We start from the raw sequence: 18600 nt of genomic DNA on the forward strand, positions 1-18600 counted from the left end.
ATTGAATTCAAAGATTATTTCCAGCCAGCGCGATCCATTACACGAATGGCTTCAGCGTTTAATTCCCCTAATTTGTCCAATTGTAACTGGTCTGCTTTAAATTCACCAAAACCTTGTAAAATAGCGCTGGCTTTAACGCCCTGGCGTACAGGATATTCATGGTTTGCCTCGGCATACCATTGCTGCGATTCTGCCGTTGTCATATATTCCAGCAATTTAACAGCCTGTGCCTTATTCGGCGCATATTTAGCTACGCCCGCACCGGAAATATTCACATGAGCGCCACGGCCATCCTGATTTGGCCAGAATACTTTTACTTTCTCTGCTGCAGCTTTTTCTGCCGGATCGGCCAGCATACCGCCTAAGTAGTAAGTGTTGGCAATGGCAATATCACATACGCCTGCTGCAGCTGCTTTGATCTGATCACGATCACCACCTTTTGGTGGCATGGCAAAGTTGGCTACCAGGCCTTTAGCCCAGCTTTCTGCCACAGCAGCGCCATCATGGGCAATTACACTGGCTGTCATTGACTGATTGTAAATGTTGTCAGACGAACGGATACAAATACGGCCTTTCCATTTCGGGTCGGCTAAATCTTCATAGGTAGACAATTGCTCCGGCTTTACTTTGCCAGGAACATACATAATGGGCCGGGCACGCATGGTAAGGCCATACCATAAACCGGTAGGGTCACGCAGTGCCTCTGGGATTGCACTGCTTAATACATCCGACTGCACGCTTTGCAGCACGCCCTGCTGCTTGGCGCGGTGTAAACGGCCAACATCGGTGCTAATCAGTACATCAGCCGGGCTGTTGCGGCCTTCGCTGAGCATACGGCTAATCAGCTCATCCGGTTTGCCGGTGATCAGGTTTACTTTAATGCCGGTATCGGCAGTAAATTTATCCAACAACGGTTTAATCAGCTCTTCCTGCCGGGCTGAATAGATATTAACTTCAGCCGCCTGCGCCGCTGCCAGGTTCATAAATGCGCTGGCAATACCTGCGCCAAGTAAAGTTAGTGCATAAGCTGGTTTCATACTGCCACTCCCAAAAAGTGTTGAGGTAGAAAAGACAGGCTATATAAGCATAAATACGAATTATTCTCAATGAGATAAGGGGCAGACAAACAAAAAAGGCCGTTAAATTTGCTTTAACGGCCTTTGCTATAACATTACGACGGACTAACGTCTGGCAGTATTAGTGATTATGCGCTTCGGCAGGCTCAGCAATACCCAACCAAACCAGCTTATGCGGCATAAAATTAAGTTGTTTGGTTGCCACAACCTCAGCATCAGCCGTGTCTACTGTCAGCAGTGTCTGGTCGATGGGGTTAATAACATAAACTTTGTCATCACTGGCAGAAATAGCCAGCTCAAACCGGCTGCCTTGCGGCATAGTGCTCACATCTGCAGTGGTTAGCTGCACTTTGGCGGCAAACTCAAACGCGGCTTCGTCTGTGCCTTCATGCCCGTGGCCGTGCTCATGTCCGAGATAGTGCAGAATGGTTAAATAACCCAGGCTGTCCAGCAGCACAAACTTGCTGCCTTTGTCAGCAAAGCCATAACCGGTTAGTGTTGCACCTTGTGTTGCCTGCCAGTCTATCAGGTCCATTTCGCCGTCGTGGGCATGAATAGCAAAAACACTGGTACCGGCAAAACCAACAAAGTGTTCGGCATGCATATCACCCACTAAAGTGCCTATGCGCATGGTGCCGGTAATATCTGCAGTATTAGCCAGTTTGCTGGCGGTAAAGGTTGTGCCTTCCTGCTCTATCAGCAACACTCCGTCGGTACAGCCAAAGCTGATAAAATGCTCGTTTTGCGCGCTGCCATGTAAGCCTGGGCATAGTTCGTCAAACACCAGCTCTTCATGGTAATGATCGCCATGTTGCTCGTATACCGCGACTTTGTCGGGCAAGGTGGTTGCGCTGTTGGCATCGCGAACTGTAGATAACAGGTAGTCGCCGCGCGGCTGAGCTGCACCGTGCATATTCAGACTGTAGTTTAATACCGGATAACCGTTGCTGTCGGTCGTAATATCTGCGTCGGTAATTACCGCTACCGCAGCGGGTGTGCTACTGGCGGCATCGCCGTCAAAAAACACTGCTAACTGACTGTCACTGGCGGTGATATGTGTTGGCCGGCTATTGCTTAAGACAAAGCTGACTAACTCAGGGTCTTGCTGGTAGTCATGCAGGTGATCAACATGATCTTCCTGATACAGGCCACCATCGATAAATTCGACTCTGTCTGTAGTGCGCTGTATCGCCAGCGCATAACGGTGTGCAGGCGATGCGGCCAGCGCTGACGGAATATCGGCCACAGCAAAACTATCCAGCAGGCTACCATCACTCAACTCGTAAACTGACAACAGGTTTGAATCTTTGGCAGAAATAACCAAACGACCAGCTGCGCTAACGTCATCATGGCCATGATCGTGGTCGTCTTCCACCGGAATGGGATCTTTTTCCACAATATTGGTTGTGCTGTCACCACAGGCACTAAGTAAGGATGTACCGATCAGCAAGGCTGCCAGGCTTAATTTTGTTTGTAACATTACCACTCCTTGTTATAAGTAAAAGGTGCAACAGGCCAGGAACCAGAGTTAACCTGCTGCACAAAAAATCAAAAACTACCGCGTATGCCCACAGCTACCGAGCGGCCGGGCAAAGGGGTTAAGTCTTTTAAAAATGAGGTGTGTACCCGTGCTTCTTCGTCAGTCAGGTTCTGGCCTTTGATATAAGCCGTTAACTGCTGAGCACCCAGGTCAAAGCGGTAACTGACACTGGCATCGAGCAAGGTATAACCTGCTGTGGCCTGCTCCAGTTCAGACACTTTGTCTTGTTTAAAGTAACGGGTAGCGCGCAGATCAGCGCTTAGTGCATCCAGCTCGTAAGCCAATTCTGCGGCCAGCCGCAGTGGTGGTGTGCGCGGTAAATCGCCGCCACCCTGGATCCGGGCCCGGATATAATCGCCCTGTAAAGTGAGTTTGAACGGATCATTAATCTGCCAGCTAAACTGCGCTTCCAGACCATGTAAGGTGACATCGGCGGTGGTAAACAGATACACCGGTAACTCGGCATCGTGGCTGTGGCCGTGGTCATCCTCGCCGTGGTCGTGATCATGACCAGATTCAGCAAACAGGCCGGTATTTTGCTGGTAATAGTAGTTGTCTATGCGGTTGTAAAAGGCATTTAGTACAAAACCGGTATTACCGCTGAATTTACGCAGCGTAATATCCAGGTTGTTCGCTACTTCCATTTCAATTGGCAGGGTGTTCAGCACAAACTCGTCGTCGTCCAGCACAAACAGTGCCCCAACTTCATATGAAGCAGTGCCGATATGTGCACCAAACGATAACAATTCTGACGCGGCAGGCGCACGCTGTGAACGTGACACCGACAAACCAAGGTTATAGCCTTCGGTAAAATCCCACACTGTGCCAGCCGACACACTGTAAGGCGTAAAACGCTGGTTAACATCAAACACGCGGATAAACTCAGCAGCATTGCTGTGCCCGTGGTCATGCCCGTGATCATCGCCATCATGGCCATGAGCGCCAATATCAGGCAACAACACATCGGCCGCGTCAATCGTTACCCGCTCTACCCGTGCACCTAACTGCACTAACCAGGGGCCAAAATGCCGCTCTTCCATCCAGCCCAGCGCCAGCATTTGCGTTTCTGAAGGTGGCGTAAACGCTTCTTCGCCCACGGCTTCAAAATCGCTGAACTTGTAATGCAGGCTTAAGCCGCCGCGCCAGTCCTGATAAGGTCGGTGCAATATTTCAAGCCGTGCTTCACGGCTTTGATTCTGAAAAGTAGTGCCCACAACACCGGCTTCAATTTCACTGTGCCCGTAATCAGTAAATGCCAACCGGGTATTTACTGTACGGATAAGGCCGGAGGAAAAATTCAGCTCGCTTAGCAACTGATAACGATTTTGCGTTAAGTCAGCATAAACCCGCTCTTCAGCGGTGTGAGCATCACTTTCTTCGTGACCACCATGCGAATGACCGGGAATACCATATTCACGTTCTAAACGGCCGTAAGAAACCCCCACATAGCCATTGTCCAGTAAATAACTGCCACCCAGGGTAAAACCTTTAGCTGTTGCCGCACTGCTACCTACCCGGCCTTTTACGGCGTCATCGTCCGGTTGTGCTTCAGCAAAGCCCGGAATACGGTAATCGTCACTGTCGCGCCAAAAACCGTCAACATAGAGGCCAATATTGTCAACGCCGGTAACCAATGAGCCTGCGGCCAGCTTTTCATTATTTACTGACTCACGTTGCAACATCCATTCAGCGCGGGTGCTGTTGTCGGTGGGGATCCGCTCATCTACTACGTTAACCACGCCGCCAATAGCACCGCTGCCATAAAACAGTGTGGCCGGGCCACGTAATACTTCAATCTGGGTAGCGGTGCTGGCCTCGCTTGCTACACTGTGATCAGGGCCAACACGTGATGCATCACCGGCATCTAAGCCGTTTTGGGTAATTAATACCCGCGGGCCATCAAGGCCACGGATGATCGGGCTACTGGCAACGCCACCATAAAAATTAGAATGTACACCTACTTCGTTTTTCAGTGTATCGCCAAGCGTAGAAGCCTGGCGCATTTTCAGAGCATCACCGGCCAGCACGCTAACCGGTAAGGCCGATTCGGTGGCAGATGCGTGAAACGGGCTGGCTTTTACATCTATCACTTCAATTGCGCTGTTAAGCAGCACCAGACTAACATCGGTTAACCCTTGCTGCGGTACAGCAAACCGGAAATTGCGATGAGCATAACGCGGCGCTTCAATATGCAGCTCAGCGTTTTGCATTAATAATTGGCTTACATTAAAACGGCCAGCTTCGTCAGTAAGTGTATGCTGGTTTTCGCCCACGACCGTAACTTTGGCACCGGCTACCGGTTTGCCTGCGCTGTCAGTAACCACACCAGAAATAGACTCAGCACCTGCCTGGCCGGATAACAGGCTACCAGCCACCAGGCAGGCCAATATCGTTTTCTTAAACATCTTATTCCCCATAAATACACACGCATCGCAACAGCAACAACTTGTTGCTGCATTTGACGGCTCAATTGTTATGTTATAACATATTTCAACTTTTGTGATGTTATAACATTATTAGTCATCATTGCAACGCTCGCGGGCAAATAACATCACTTCGCCACAACGACTTACCAAAGGACGCTTATGAAAGATCTTATTGCCGCCGCCTTATCGGGCTTGTGCGTGGTGCACTGTATCGCCACGCCGCTGTTACTTGCGCTGGGCAGCTCGGGCTTATTGCTGGGTGTATTTAGTTCAGAGTGGTTTCATTACTTTATGTTGCTACCTATCAGCGCTTTGCTGGCATGGAGCCTGCCCGGAGGTTGGTGTGTACACCGCCGTAAAGCCCCTTTTGCGCTGGGGCTTAGCGGCTTTTTATTATTAATTGTCTCACTGTTTGCCGGCCATGATGCCGAAGCAGCGCTGGCTATTTGCGGTGGCCTGCTACTTATTGGCGCCCATCTGTACAACAGAAAATTGCTCCATAACCTGCAGGTGGCTGAACATGCAGCACATTAACCCCACAACAGATAAACGCCTGCCGGTTACCGTGTTATCCGGCTTTCTCGGTGCCGGTAAAACCACTTTGCTCAATCATATTTTGCATAACCGCGATGGCTTGCGTGTAGCAGTTATTGTTAACGATATGAGCGACGTGAATATTGATGCCAGAGAGCTGAACACTGATGTCAGCTTAAACCGTTCCGAAGAAAAACTGGTAGAAATGAGCAATGGCTGTATCTGCTGCACCTTGCGTGAAGATCTGCTGTTAGAAGTGGGCAAACTGGCCAAAGCCGGCCGCTTTGACTATTTGCTGATTGAATCAACCGGAATTTCTGAGCCACTGCCAATTGCTGAAACCTTCACCTTTGAACATGAAGACGGCCAGAGCCTGGCCGACATTGCCAGGTTAGACACACTGGTAACAGTGGTTGATGCGGTTAACTTTATGGCCGATTTCGAGGCAGCCCAGGATTTAGTCGAGCGCGGCGAAAGCCTGGGCGAAAACGATGAGCGCAGTGTAGCTGATTTACTGATCGAGCAGGTCGAATTTTGCGATGTGTTAGTGATCAGCAAAACCGATCTGGTGACAGAGTTACAGTTGCAACGTCTTAAAGCCATTCTGCGCAGTTTAAACAGCCGCGCCCGTATTATTCAGGCGCAACAGGGCAAGGTTGAACCAACGCAAATACTTAATACCGGGCTATTTAATTTTGAGCAGGCGCAACAGGCCCCAGGCTGGTTGCAGGAGCTACGCGGCGAGCACAAACCGGAAACCGAAGAGTACGGCATCAGCAGCTTTGCCTTTACTGCCCGCAAACCGTTTCACCCACAACGCTTTCATGCCTTTTTACACCAGAACTGGCCCAGCGGCCGTCTACTGCGCTCTAAAGGATACTTTTGGCTGGCAAGCTCCCCCGAATACGCCTGGCTGTGGCATCAGGCTGGCGGCATTGCCCGTTATAATATGGCCGGGCTGTTCTGGCAGGCAGTACCGGCAGAGCAGTGGCCACAAGAACCTGAGTTACAAGAGGCTATTATACAAAGCTGGGCTGAACCCTACGGCGACCGGCGTCAGGAACTGGTATTTATCGGCCAGCAGTTGGACAAAACCGCTATGTTGGCCCAGCTTGAAGCCTGCCTGCTAACCGCTGACGAGCTGGCATTGGACGAGCAACAATGGCAAACATTGCCCTGCCCTTTTATCACAAAAGAGCATGCCTAAGTACGCTACTCGCTGACAGACAAAAAGCAAAAAGCCGCTTGGCAGCGGCTTTTTGCTGATATACAAAGTTTACTCTTCGTCATCCAAATCCATTTCGTCTTCGTCACCTTCAAAGTAGGTGCCCCAGCCGTCGTACTCAACTTTATGCTTGTGCGCCAGCTCTTCTAATTTAATAGCGTCAGCAACAATGCTATCAGCATCCAGTGACTGCTCACGAATAGCATCAAACACCCAGGCACTACCGCCTTCTTCAAATTCGACTTCTTCGGCGTCAGTTACTTCATAGCCCAGCTTAAACAGCTCTACCGCCAGTTTTTCCAGCTTGGCGAAGTCTTTGTCGTAAAAGTGATGCTCAATAGTGTAAAGCGCATCCGGATCGCTGCCATCTTCTAATAAGGCGGCGATAGTGTCTTCGGTAAATTCCTGCCAGTTTTCCATAAAATTACTCTTTAGCTGCAATATTTCTGGCAGTGTAGTCGTTGCCCAGTTCGCTATCAAGTAAAGCGATTTTCTGTAGCATCTGTTGGTGGGTATTTTCGGCAAACTGGCGGATATTAAGTTGCTCTGCCGGCAGTTCCAGAGGTGCCATCAACTCTACAATCACTTTGCCATTGTTCCAGCGGTTTAGCTTAAACTGGCTGTGGGTGCTACTCATACATACCGGCACCAATGGCACCTTTGCTTCCAGCGCAATATGAAAAGCGCCTGCTTTAAACGGCAATAAACCGCGGCCGTAACTGCGCGTACCTTCAGGGAACATCCATACCGAGATATTATCACGACTGATACGTTCGGCTGCGCCAAGCATAGCACCCAAAGCGCGGCTTTTATTTTGCCGGTCTATCAGTATATTGCCGCTAAGCCAGTACAACTGGCCAAAAAACGGGATGTACTTCAGGCTTTTTTTACCAATAGTGACAGTGCGTGGTTGCACACCATTGCTTATGGTAAATAAATCGAGATTATTCTGGTGGTTAGCAATATAAACATAAGGTTTACCGGGTTCGATAGCTTCATGGCGGCGAACTTCAACGCTAATACCGCAAATACGCGACATCCAGCCGTACCAATGGGAAAATACATAGACATTATTTGGATGAAATGGACGCACCAGACAAATAAGTAACCCCGCCAGGGTACTGATAATAAAAAACAGCACCAATAAAATTAACCTTACTACCGCTATCACTGCTATCTCCGCTTCACCGCCACAGGCAGTTGTTGTCACCGGCACAAAAAAGGCGCCGTAAAAAGGCGCCCAGTATAGCGGCTTTATTCGGTACTGCTGGTTTGATCACTGCTGGCTTCAGCCCCATGGTTAACCAGTACTTCATCAATACGCTGTAAGCCCCGCGGTAATTTATTGCCGCGCCGGCCACGCTCGCCATGGTAATGCGCTAAATCGTCTGCTTTTAAGCCTAATTTACGCTTACCCGCCACTAAGGTAACGCTGCCATCTGCCGGCACTATCGCCAACTGACAAACATACTCTTCACGGCTGGCTGCACGGGCCGACGGTATAGACATCAGCTTATTGCCTTTACCTTTACTGAGTTTGGGCAGGTCGGCAACCGGGAATACCAGCATGCGGCCTTCATTGGAAATACACAGCACCAGATCTGTTTCAGGCTGCTTTACCACTAACGGCGGCAGCACTTTAGCCCCCACCGGTAAACTTAACACCGCTTTACCGGCTTTATTACGGCTGAGTAAATCACTGTATTCGGCTACAAAACCATAACCGGCGTCAGACGCCAGCAACAATACCTGTTTTTCGTCGCCCAGTAACACATGATCGAAGCTCTCTCCTGCCACCACAGCAAAGCGACCACTTAATGGCTCGCCCTGGCCACGGGCAGAAGGCAGTTCGTGTGCTTCGGTGGCAAAACTGCGCCCGGAAGAGTCAATAAATACCGCCAGCTGGTTTGACCGCCCTGTTGCCAGGGCCTTGAAAGCATCACCGGCCTTGTAACTTAATGCATTGCCATCAACATCATGGCCTTTGGCACAGCGTACCCAACCTTTTTCCGACAACACTACGGTAACCGGTTCACTGGGCAGCAGCTCTTTTTCACTTAAGGCTTTGGCTTCACCGCGCATCACTATCGGGCTGCGGCGCTCATCACCGTATTTTTCAGCATCGGCTAACAGCTCGTCACGAATGAGTTTGGTCAGCTTTTTCTCTGAACCTAAAATGCTTTGCAATTTGTCCCGCTCTTTGGCCAGTTCATCCTGCTCGCCACGGATCTTCATTTCTTCCAGTTTGGCTAAATGGCGTAACTTCAGCTCTAAAATAGCTTCAGCCTGGCGTTCGGTAACGCCAAAAAAGGCTATCAACTCGGCTTTAGGATCGTCAAAGGTACGGATAATACGGATCACATCGTCAATATTTAGAAAGGCAATTAATAAGCCTTCCAGCACGTGCATGCGATCCAGCACTTTATCCAGCCGGTGCTGCAAACGCCGACGCACGATGTCACGGCGGAAAGTTAACCATTCGGTCAGAATTTCCAGCAGGTTTTTTACCCGTGGTCGTTGGTCCAGGCCAAGAATATTAATATTAACCCGGTAGCTTTTTTCCAGGTCGGTGGTAGCAAACAGATGCTGCATTAACTGTTCAACATCAATGCGGTTAGAACGCGGCACTATGACAATACGGGTTGGGTTTTCGTGATCCGACTCGTCGCGTAAGTCGCTGACCATGGGCAGTTTTTTTGCCTGCATCTGCGCGGCTATCTGCTCCAGCACCTTAGAACCCGACGTTTGATGCGGCAATGCTGTGATCACAATATCGCCGTCTTCCTGGCTGTACACTGCGCGCATTTTTACACTGCCGCGGCCGGTTTCATAAATGGCGGCCAGATCAGCTGCCGGGCTGATAATTTCGGCATCAGTCGGGTAATCCGGGCCTTTTACATATTGCATTAAGTCCGTTACGCTGCTGTGCGGGTTATCCAGCAAAGCAGCACAGGCATGGGCTATTTCACGCGCGTTGTGCGGCGGTATATCTGTAGCCATACCCACGGCAATACCGGTAATACCGTTCAGCAATATGTGTGGCAGGCGTGCCGGCAGCACTTTTGGCTCTTCCAGTGTGCCGTCAAAGTTCGGTAGCCAGTCAGTAGTACCTGCGCCAAGCTCAGACAACAGCACTTCGGAGAAGCGCGATAACTTGGCTTCGGTGTAACGCATTGCCGCGAAAGATTTCGGATCATCCGGCGCCCCCCAGTTACCCTGACCGTCAACCAGCGGATAACGGTAAGAGAACGGCTGAGCCATCAATACCATAGCTTCGTAGCAGGCACTGTCGCCGTGTGGGTGAAATTTACCCAGTACGTCACCGACAGTACGGGCAGACTTTTTATATTTAGCCAGATGCGACAAACCCAGCTCAGACATGGCATAAACAATACGCCGCTGTACCGGTTTAAGCCCATCACCTATATGTGGCAAGGCACGGTCCATAATGACGTACATGGAGTAATTTAAGTAAGCTTCTTCGGTAAAACGACGCAGTGGTAACTGCTCTACACCATCTTGTGAAATTACGGTTTCTGTCATAGCTTATCCTGTCTGCTCTGCGGCATTACTGGCTGCAGAGCGGTTTTTCGCTTTATGCCGGTTAAGTTGCCACAGCAATAAAATCAGTAATATTAATGTTGAACAACCCAGAATGCTAAGCCACAACAGCTGCACCTGGCGTTCGCGCTCAGCCTGGTTTAACCGCAGCGCTTTTAGTTCATTATCCTGTACCAGCAAGCGGTTGCGTTGCTGTTGTTGTTCGTGATCAAAGTTAAGCCGCATCTGCTCTATCGCCAGCTCATTCTCTTTGTTACGTACTTCCTGAAACAGTAAAACAAAATCATGCAGTTGCCGGTAAGCCCGGTCAAACTGGCCCTGTTCAGCCTGCAGCTCGGCTTTTAAATACATAATGCCCAGCCGGATTGGGCTATCATCTTCAACCCCATCATTCCTCAGGCTTTGTTCAGATAACATTAATTGCTGCATAGCCAGCGAGCTTTGCTTTAGCTTCTGATAAATAAGCGCTTTTTCGTAATAATGAGTAGAAATATGTGCTTTAGACTGCAACTGCGGCAGATACTCCTCCGCTTTGGCGATATAGCTTAGTGCTACGTCACCGCCACTACTCTGGCTACTGGTGATCGCCAGGCCAAGATAGGCATGATACAAATTCACCTTGTCTTGCGACTGCTGACTTCTTTGCAGCATTGTATTGTAGTGTTGCAGCGATAATTCATACTGTTCTAAAAAGCCGTAGGTACGGGCCAGATTAAACAATACGGTGATTTGGTTTTTCTGCCAGCCCAGCTGTTCATATAATGTCAGCGCGGTTTGCAGCAAGGGTATACCGTCTTCCTCGTAAGCCAGTGACGCATAAAGTAACCCCAGTTCGGCGTTAGCTTCGGCCAGCACCTCGGTATCATCCAGCCGCTGTGCACGCTGATAGGTATCTTTTAACAACGCCAGCGCCTGCTGGTTCTGGTTCCGGTTGCTAAACACTGCGGCCTGATTAATCTGGCCGAGCAAGATAAGTTTTTCATCATCCAGCAAAGTTGCCAGTGCTATACCCTGTTCATAATGCTGCAAAGCGCTGGTATCATCAGCCTGCATTTCTCTGGCAAAGCCCAGCATATATAACAGCTCTACTTTGGCTAATGATTGCAACTCGCCTAACAAGGCCAGCCCCTGCTCTGCCGCTTGCTGCTGCTCCTGATGCCGCCCCAGTGCGGCAAACAGTGCAGCTTGTTCGGCATACCACTGCGCCTGCACCGGCTCAGGTAAGCCTGGCAAATCGGCCTGGTGTTGCTGTAGTAATGCCAGCATTTGTTCTGGCTGCTGGCGTTTCTGTTCAACCACCTGCTGCAACCAGCCTGGTAGTGGTGCACTATACAAGCCCTGACTAAACAACAGAGCACTGCCCAGAAGTATTACTGTAATGTGTTTTGTCACCGTTATAGCGCCTTATTATTGTTACAGCAGCCTATACAGTAATGGCGGCTTTATCGCCTTTTAATTCCAGCCAGTCGCGCCGGTCTGTGGCACGTTTTTTCGCCAGCAGCATATCCATCAATTCCATCGTTTGCGTGACATCATCTACCGTAAGCTGCACTAAACGCCGGGTATTGGGGTCCATAGTAGTTTCACGCAGTTGCAACGGGTTCATTTCACCCAACCCTTTAAACCGCTGCACGTTAACCTTGCCACGCTTTTTCTCGGCTTCTATCCGATCCAGCACACCATTTTTCTCATCTTCGTCCAGTGCGTAGTACACATCTTTACCAATATCAATACGGTAAAGCGGCGGCATGGCAACGTAAACATGGCCTGCAGCCACCAGGCTGCTAAAGTGGCGCATAAACAGCGCGCATAATAAAGTGGCAATGTGTAAACCATCGGAGTCAGCGTCGGCTAAGATACAAATCTTGCCATAACGCAATGCGGTTAAATCGGCACTGTCCGGGTCCATGCCTATGGCAACAGAGATATCATGTACTTCCTGCGAAGCCAGGATCTGGCCCGACTCTACTTCCCAGGTATTAAGAATTTTGCCGCGTAAAGGCATTACTGCCTGAAACTGACGATCCCGTGCCTGCTTGGCACTACCGCCTGCAGAATCACCCTCAACCAGAAACAACTCGGTGCGGTTAAGATCCTGTGCTGAACAATCTGCCAGCTTGCCGGGCAAGGCCGGGCCTGAGGTAATTTTTTTGCGTACCACCTTTTTTGCCGCTTTCAGCCGTTTTTGCGCATTATTAATACAAAAATCAGCCAGGCTTTCAGCAATATCAGTATGTTCGTTCAGCCATAGGCTAAAGGCATCTTTAACAATGCCTGAAACAAAAGCCACCGACTGGCGCGAAGACAAACGCTCTTTGGTTTGGCCGGCAAACTGCGGATCCTGCATTTTCAATGACAAAATATAAGCGCAGCGATCCCAGATATCTTCCGGCGACAGCTTAATACCACGCGGCAACAGGTTACGAAACTCGCAAAACTCGCGTAGTGCTTCCAGTAAACCCTGGCGTAAACCGTTAACGTGGGTACCACCCTGAGCTGTAGGAATAAGGTTTACATAGCTTTCGGTTACCAGTTCGCCGCCTTCCGGCAACCATAACAGTGCCCATTCCACCGCTTCGGTGCTGGCACTGAAATTGCCGGTAAACGGCTGTTCGGGCAGGCAGATATAATCTTTTACCGATTCAGCCAGATAATCTTTAATACCATTCTGATAACACCACTGATACTGCTGCTGGTTTACTTTGTCGTCAAAGCTCACCGTTAAGCCCGGGCACAATACCGCCTTGGCTTTTAGCACATGCAGCATACGGCTGACTGAAAACTTTGGTGAATCAAAATACGATGCTGTTGGCCAAAACCGCACCCGGCTGCCGGTATTGCGCTTGCCTACGGTACCGGTAATGCTCAGCTCAGATACTTTATTACCATGCTCAAACGCCATTTCATAAATATTACCGTCACGGCGTACAGTTACATCAACCCGGCTGGATAGCGCATTTACTACCGAAATACCCACACCGTGTAAACCACCGGAGAACTGATAGTTTTTATTAGAAAACTTACCGCCGGCGTGCAGGCGGCAGAAAATTAGTTCTACGCCGGTAACCCCCTCTTCCGGGTGAATATCTACCGGCATACCACGGCCATTATCTATGACTTCCAGCGACTGATCGTCATGCAATATTACCTGCACGGTATCGGCATGGCCTGCTAATGCTTCATCGACACTGTTATCAATAACTTCCTGGCCGAGATGATTGGGCCTGGTGGTGTCGGTATACATTCCGGGGCGACGCTGCACAGGTTCAAGCCCGGTCAGTACTTCAATCGAATCGGCGTTATACTGTTGTGATGTCATAGTCTCGGTCACTGGCTGATAGGATTAAGCGCGTTTTACGCGAGTTGGCAAAAATTGGCAATAGTCGCAAGTTGCGCGGCATAGCCGACATAACTGTGATCGCCACCTTCGCTCAGTTTTATTTCTGCGCCCTGATAGTAATCAAGCGCTAAGCGGTAATCTAACACTTCATCACCGCTTTGCAACAGCACCAGATAATTCTGTGGTTGTTGTAACCGCACAGGCATCAGTTGCTGCAATGCCGCCATATGCGCTGCAGTTACATCATAGTGCTGTTGCAGTACCGGATGATAATAGCGACCCAAATGCTGATTTAATACAGTGTGTGGTGCCACCGCAGGGTTAATCAGGCAGGCGCGGCAGTTAATTTGTTCGGCTATGCAGGTAGCCAGAAAGCCCCCCAGCGAACTGCCAATTAATGCCACATCACGCCGCAGGCCTATGTGTTGCTGAATAAGCGCCAGCGCAGCTGTCGGCTCATAGGGCAAATCCAGCGCGCTAAAATCGGTATGCGGGTAATGTTGCTGAAAAAATGTTTTGGTCTGCACTGCTTTGTCTGACAGCGAAGAGCTGGCAAAACCATGTAAATACACTACTTTTCTATTCATTCGTACTTCTTCGCGGTTAAATCAAGTTGGCGGAACTGCCAGCTTACCTTGCCCGAGGCAGAAAAAAACCAGTCACACCACTGCGGCCCGCCATTGACGGTTTGCCAATCAGGCGTTGGCAAAAACTGCACTGAGCTGGCCGGGCAACCAACAATATCAATATTATGCTCACGCCGGTGATAGGCATAGTGCGCATGGCCGTGGGCAATACCACGAATACGTGGCTCGACAGCTATAGTCTGCCACAGACCGGCTTGATCCAGTTGGCCGTGTTTATCAATAAAGCAATTAAGTGGCCGCGGGTGATGATGACAAAACAACCACAGTGCCTGCGCAGTACTTTGCTTGCATTGCTCTGCCAGCCATTGTTGCTGAGCTGGCGGGAAAACACCGGCAGGCGTCGGCCCCTTGGTATCAAGTAGCAACAACTGCCAGTGCGCCAGTTGCAGGCTGCACTCTGGCCGGAACGGCGCTTGCTGGCATAATACCTCAAGCTGGGTAATATCATCATGATTACCGGGCAAACAAAACACCGGGCAGCTAAGCGGCGCCAGCAACCGGGCCAGCAACTGATAAGATTCTGCACTGTGATCCTGGGTAACATCGCCGGTTAGTAATACCGCATCGGGTTGTTCCGCTATTAGCGTATCGATAATAGCTGCCAGGTGCATGGCTGGTTGTATTTGCTGGTAGGTATCATTAAACGCTGCAAGCAAATGGCAGTCACTCAGTTGGGCAATACGGTATGCTGGTTTCGGGTTAAAACGGTACTGCATCAGGCGAATGCTAACTCGCGGTTTATATAGCCCTGGCCGGCACATAATTTTAGCCAGTCACGTAGCAGCAGGTTAATCTGGCGTTTTTCATCTGGTAACAGCATGTCCAGATTAGGGTAATCATAACGGGCTTTAAAGCCGCTTATCTGCTGGCAGGCCAGCACTTCAGCCACCCGGGCGTCATGGTATAACCGCACAACAAAACTGGGGCGGAAATAAACGTCACGCTCGTCTGTCAGTTCAATGTGTAAAGTGATAGTAAAGCGCGCTACATCAATAACACTAATGCGATAGCAATGCAGATCCGATACCTGAATTACCGTAGCCTGGCCTGCTTTTGTATCTTCAGCCAGATAGCGGTTTAACTGCGCATAGTTACGTTCGCACAGTGCCAGAAAATCCGGTAATTTTGGTACATATTTCTGGCGTTTAAACCACACCCTAGCCTCCCCAGGTTTGCTTTACTTTGTCCAGATTAAGCGCCAGCCATTGCAGTGCAATGACACTGGCAGCATTATCAATTTTTTGCTCAGCCAGCAATTGCATCGCAGCAGTGCGCGGCACCACATGCACTTTAATATCTTCATGCTCTTCTGCCAGGCCAAATACTCCGGTTTGCGCCGGTTGCGTTATCCGGCCTAAAAACAGCTGAATACGTTCAGTAGTGCCCCCCGGGCTGGATAAGTAGCTAAGCATAGGCCAAAGTTCGTCGATTGTTAACCCTGCTTCCTCATGGGCTTCACGTTTTGCTACCTGCTCAGCACTCTCGCCGGGTTCAATCATACCGGCAACCGCTTCCAGCAACCAGGGGCTATGGCTGGTAGCTGCGGCGCCGGCACGAATTTGCTCAATCAGCACCAGTTCATCTGTTTGAGCATTGTAAGGCAGCACCACTACCGCATGACCACGCTCAAAAATTTCGCGCTGAATAGGCCCGCTCCAACTACCGTTAAACAATCTATGGCGTAAGGTATAACGCTCTAAGCGGAAGAAACCCTGAAAAACCGTGGTTTTGTCGAGAATCTCCAGATCCTGCTGGCCAAATGAAGGATACTGACCAAAGTTGAATTTAGACATAACTGCACTCACATTCTGTTACACTCTTGCGTGTAACTTTACCGTTTAATGATTACTTAGTTTACAGTAACAGAGTATTATTCGTGCAGTTTCCTTTTAGTTGGCCAGGATTGGTAAAAATGAAAAAAACCTTAATAAGCACCTTGTTAGCCTCCACTTTCGGTTTGCTAAGCCTGCAAGCCACTGCAGCAGATCTGCAGGAAATTTATCAGTTAGCTGTACAGAAAGACCCCACTGTATTACGTGCCGCAGCTACCCGTGATGCAGCAGCATTAAGCATTGATGTCTCGCGTGCTGCTTTACTGCCAAGCGTTACAGCCACTGCCGGTTTTGGCCGTCGCGATCAAGCAAGTCGTAATTTTGATGGTCCGAACACCACTACAGCAGAAATTACCTTACAGCAGACCCTTTTTAACTGGGGCGACTGGAAGCGCTTATCCCGTGCTGAGCAAGTTGCCTTGCAGGTTCAGACAGTATACGACAGCGAAATGCAAAACCTGATTGTACGGGTAACCAATGCTTACTTTAACGTTTTAGGTGCCTCTGACGATCTGGGCTTTGCGCAGGCAGAAAAGCGCGCTATTGAGCGCCAGTTAGAGCAAACTAAACAACGTTTTGCTGTGGGCTTAACCGCTATTACCGACGTACATGAAGCTCAGGCGCAGTACGACAGCGCAGTAGCACGTGAAATAGCCGCAGAAAACGAGCTGGAAAATGCACGTGAATTTTTACGTGAGATTACCGGCCAGTACCATGACACTTTATCTCAGCTAAATACTGATAAGTTCGCCCCGGGCACACCGTCTCCTGCATCAGTACAGGATTGGGTCAAACAGGCACAAGATTATAACCTGATACTGAAAAGCCAACGTGTGCTACTGGATATTGCTGATAAAGACATTGATCTGGCCAGAGCAGGCCACTATCCAACGCTGGGACTAAATGCAACGTTAGGTGCAAGTAAAACCTCAGGCTTTGATCGCGGAGACAACAGCTCTGTCGGTATTAACCTGAACGTACCTATTTACAGCGGTGGTGGTGTAACAGCCGGGGTTGAAGTCGCTAAAGCTAATTATGTTGAAGTTGGCCAGACTCTGGAATTAAATCATCGCGCAGTTATCCGCCAGGTTCGCGTGTCGTTTAATGGCGTAAATGCACAGATATCCTCCATCCGCGCATTAGAGCAGGCTGTAGTATCTGCAGAAAGTGCATTAAATGCCACTGAAGCAGGTTTTGAGGTAGGTACACGTACCATAGTTGACGTACTACAAAGCACCCGTAACCTGTTTGAAGCGCGCCGTAATTTATCCAGTGCACGCTATGCTTACATCGTTACTATGCTGCAATTAAAACAAGCTGCTGGCAGCTTGTCTGAGCAAGATTTAGCAGCAGTTAATCAGGCTCTGACGAACTGATTTAAATCAGGTTCACCGCTCCCCGCGGTGAACCTCTTACCAGTTTTCACTATTCCCGCCGTCAATTTTCGTTACAATAGCCCATTATTTTTTGTTGAGGATATGGCGTGGTTCAAGCTCCGCGATTCAACTGGCGTTTTTTATTACCGCAATATTGGCTGATTTGGTTCGGTGCCACTTTGCTATGGCTGCTTAGCTGGTTACCTTACCGCGTACTGATGATACTGGGTGCAGGCTTTGGCAGCTTGTTGTATAAAGTGCTGAAATCCCGCCGCAAGGTGGCGTTGCGTAATATTGAATTATGTTTTCCGCAGATGCCGGCAAATGAGCAGGTAGCGCTGGTAAAACGCAATTTTGCTGAAACCGGCAGAGCACTGTTTGATACCGTGATTGGCTGGTGGTGGCCGCAATGGCGGATACGCCGCATTGCCCACTTTAAAGGTTACGAACACATTGCCGCTGCCCGGGCTGAAGGTAAAGGTGTGCTGTTACTTGCCCCGCACGTATTACATCTGGAAGGCGTATGCCGGGCTTTTGGTTTGACGCATCCCAGTATTGGTTTTTACCGGCCCCACAATAACCTGTTACTGGATTACCTGACTTACCATGGTCGCAGCAAAAGCAATAAATACATGATTGGCAAGCGCGATGTAAAAGGCCTGATCCGGGCGCTGAATCAGGGCGAAGTGTGTTTTTATCTGCCGGATCAGGATTATGGCCGTACCAAGGCCGAATTTGTGCCGTTTTTTGCAGTAAAGGATACCGCCTCAACCACTGGTACTTTGCTATTTGCCAATGCCGCCAATTGTGCTGTAATACCGGTTATTACCCAACGCCTGCCAGGTAGTCAGGGTTATGAAATAGAAGTGCAGCCTGCACTGGAGCCGTTTCCTACCGGAGACGATAAAGCAGATGTTACCCGGGTAAACCAATGGGTAGAGCAGGTTGTACTGCGCGCACCTGAGCAATATATGTGGTTACACCGGCGCTTTAAAACCCGGCCGGATCCTGATGCACCGTCATTGTACAAAGGAAGCTGAATT

16 protein-coding genes are annotated in these 18600 nt (G+C 49.6%); 4 read left to right on the plus strand and 12 right to left on the minus strand.

The window, feature by feature from the left end:
- Window positions 1-14: 14 nt before the first annotated feature.
- From M2404_RS02775 to M2404_RS02785, 3 genes are all read right to left on the minus strand, one after another.
- Complete coding sequence (locus tag M2404_RS02775) at window positions 15-1037, minus strand: Fe(3+) ABC transporter substrate-binding protein (protein WP_405047768.1); 1023 nt, start codon at window positions 1035-1037, stop codon at window positions 15-17.
- A gap of 160 nt (window positions 1038-1197) precedes the next feature.
- Entirely contained in the window at window positions 1198-2556 is a 1359-nt protein-coding gene (locus tag M2404_RS02780) for a 5-methyltetrahydrofolate--homocysteine methyltransferase (protein WP_259238175.1), read from the minus strand.
- 68 nt (window positions 2557-2624) lie between these two features.
- A complete protein-coding gene (locus M2404_RS02785) occupies window positions 2625-5021 on the minus strand; it encodes a TonB-dependent receptor (protein WP_259238176.1) in 2397 nt (798 codons plus the stop codon).
- A gap of 180 nt (window positions 5022-5201) precedes the next feature.
- Between M2404_RS02785 and M2404_RS02790 the strand changes: the two genes are divergently transcribed.
- Both M2404_RS02790 and zigA read left to right on the plus strand, forming a co-directional pair.
- Complete coding sequence (locus M2404_RS02790; protein ID WP_259238177.1) at window positions 5202-5576, plus strand: MerC domain-containing protein; 375 nt, start codon at window positions 5202-5204, stop codon at window positions 5574-5576.
- Complete coding sequence (gene zigA, locus M2404_RS02795; protein WP_259238179.1) at window positions 5563-6783, plus strand: zinc metallochaperone GTPase ZigA; 1221 nt, start codon at window positions 5563-5565, stop codon at window positions 6781-6783. The genes M2404_RS02790 and zigA overlap by 14 nt, the downstream gene beginning before the upstream one ends.
- Before the next feature lie 69 nt (window positions 6784-6852).
- Here zigA and rraB read toward each other — a convergent pair whose 3' ends face one another.
- The 9 genes from rraB to nudF are packed head-to-tail and all read right to left on the minus strand — an operon-like array spanning window position 6853 to window position 16142.
- Complete coding sequence (rraB, locus tag M2404_RS02800; RefSeq protein WP_259238180.1) at window positions 6853-7221, minus strand: ribonuclease E inhibitor RraB; 369 nt, start codon at window positions 7219-7221, stop codon at window positions 6853-6855.
- Window positions 7222-7225: 4 nt separating this feature from the next.
- Window positions 7226-8017 (minus strand): 1-acylglycerol-3-phosphate O-acyltransferase, encoded by a 792-nt coding sequence (locus M2404_RS02805; RefSeq protein WP_259238182.1) that lies wholly within the window; start codon window positions 8015-8017, stop codon window positions 7226-7228.
- A 38-nt stretch (window positions 8018-8055) separates the two neighbouring features.
- Complete coding sequence (gene parC, locus M2404_RS02810; RefSeq protein WP_259238183.1) at window positions 8056-10344, minus strand: DNA topoisomerase IV subunit A; 2289 nt, start codon at window positions 10342-10344, stop codon at window positions 8056-8058.
- A gap of 3 nt (window positions 10345-10347) precedes the next feature.
- Complete coding sequence (locus tag M2404_RS02815; RefSeq protein WP_259238184.1) at window positions 10348-11754, minus strand: tetratricopeptide repeat protein; 1407 nt, start codon at window positions 11752-11754, stop codon at window positions 10348-10350.
- A gap of 31 nt (window positions 11755-11785) precedes the next feature.
- Window positions 11786-13681, minus strand: coding sequence for a DNA topoisomerase IV subunit B (gene parE / locus M2404_RS02820; protein ID WP_259238185.1), 1896 nt, complete (start codon window positions 13679-13681; stop codon window positions 11786-11788).
- Window positions 13682-13716: 35 nt separating this feature from the next.
- Window positions 13717-14289, minus strand: coding sequence for a YqiA/YcfP family alpha/beta fold hydrolase (locus tag M2404_RS02825; protein ID WP_259238186.1), 573 nt, complete (start codon window positions 14287-14289; stop codon window positions 13717-13719).
- Window positions 14286-15065, minus strand: coding sequence for a metallophosphoesterase family protein (locus M2404_RS02830; protein WP_259238187.1), 780 nt, complete (start codon window positions 15063-15065; stop codon window positions 14286-14288). Before M2404_RS02830 ends, M2404_RS02825 begins: the two co-directional genes overlap by 4 nt.
- Window positions 15065-15505, minus strand: coding sequence for a DUF1249 domain-containing protein (locus M2404_RS02835; RefSeq protein WP_259238190.1), 441 nt, complete (start codon window positions 15503-15505; stop codon window positions 15065-15067). The genes M2404_RS02830 and M2404_RS02835 overlap by 1 nt, the downstream gene beginning before the upstream one ends.
- A gap of 1 nt (window position 15506) precedes the next feature.
- A complete protein-coding gene (gene nudF / locus M2404_RS02840; protein ID WP_259238191.1) occupies window positions 15507-16142 on the minus strand; it encodes an ADP-ribose diphosphatase in 636 nt (211 codons plus the stop codon).
- A 119-nt stretch (window positions 16143-16261) separates the two neighbouring features.
- Between nudF and tolC the strand changes: the two genes are divergently transcribed.
- Together tolC and lpxL are read left to right on the plus strand one after the other, a co-directional pair.
- Window positions 16262-17557, plus strand: a complete 1296-nt coding sequence (gene tolC, locus M2404_RS02845) for an outer membrane channel protein TolC (protein ID WP_259238192.1) — start codon at window positions 16262-16264, stop codon at window positions 17555-17557.
- A 107-nt stretch (window positions 17558-17664) separates the two neighbouring features.
- Window positions 17665-18597: an LpxL/LpxP family Kdo(2)-lipid IV(A) lauroyl/palmitoleoyl acyltransferase gene (gene lpxL, locus M2404_RS02850; protein ID WP_259238193.1), complete on the plus strand. Its 933-nt coding sequence runs from the start codon at window positions 17665-17667 to the stop codon at window positions 18595-18597.
- Window positions 18598-18600: the final 3 nt, after the last annotated feature.

Origin of the sequence: Rheinheimera pacifica (genome assembly GCF_024809855.1) — a bacterium.
In the GTDB taxonomy this organism is placed as follows: Bacteria; Pseudomonadota; Gammaproteobacteria; order Enterobacterales; family Alteromonadaceae; genus Alishewanella; species Alishewanella pacifica_A.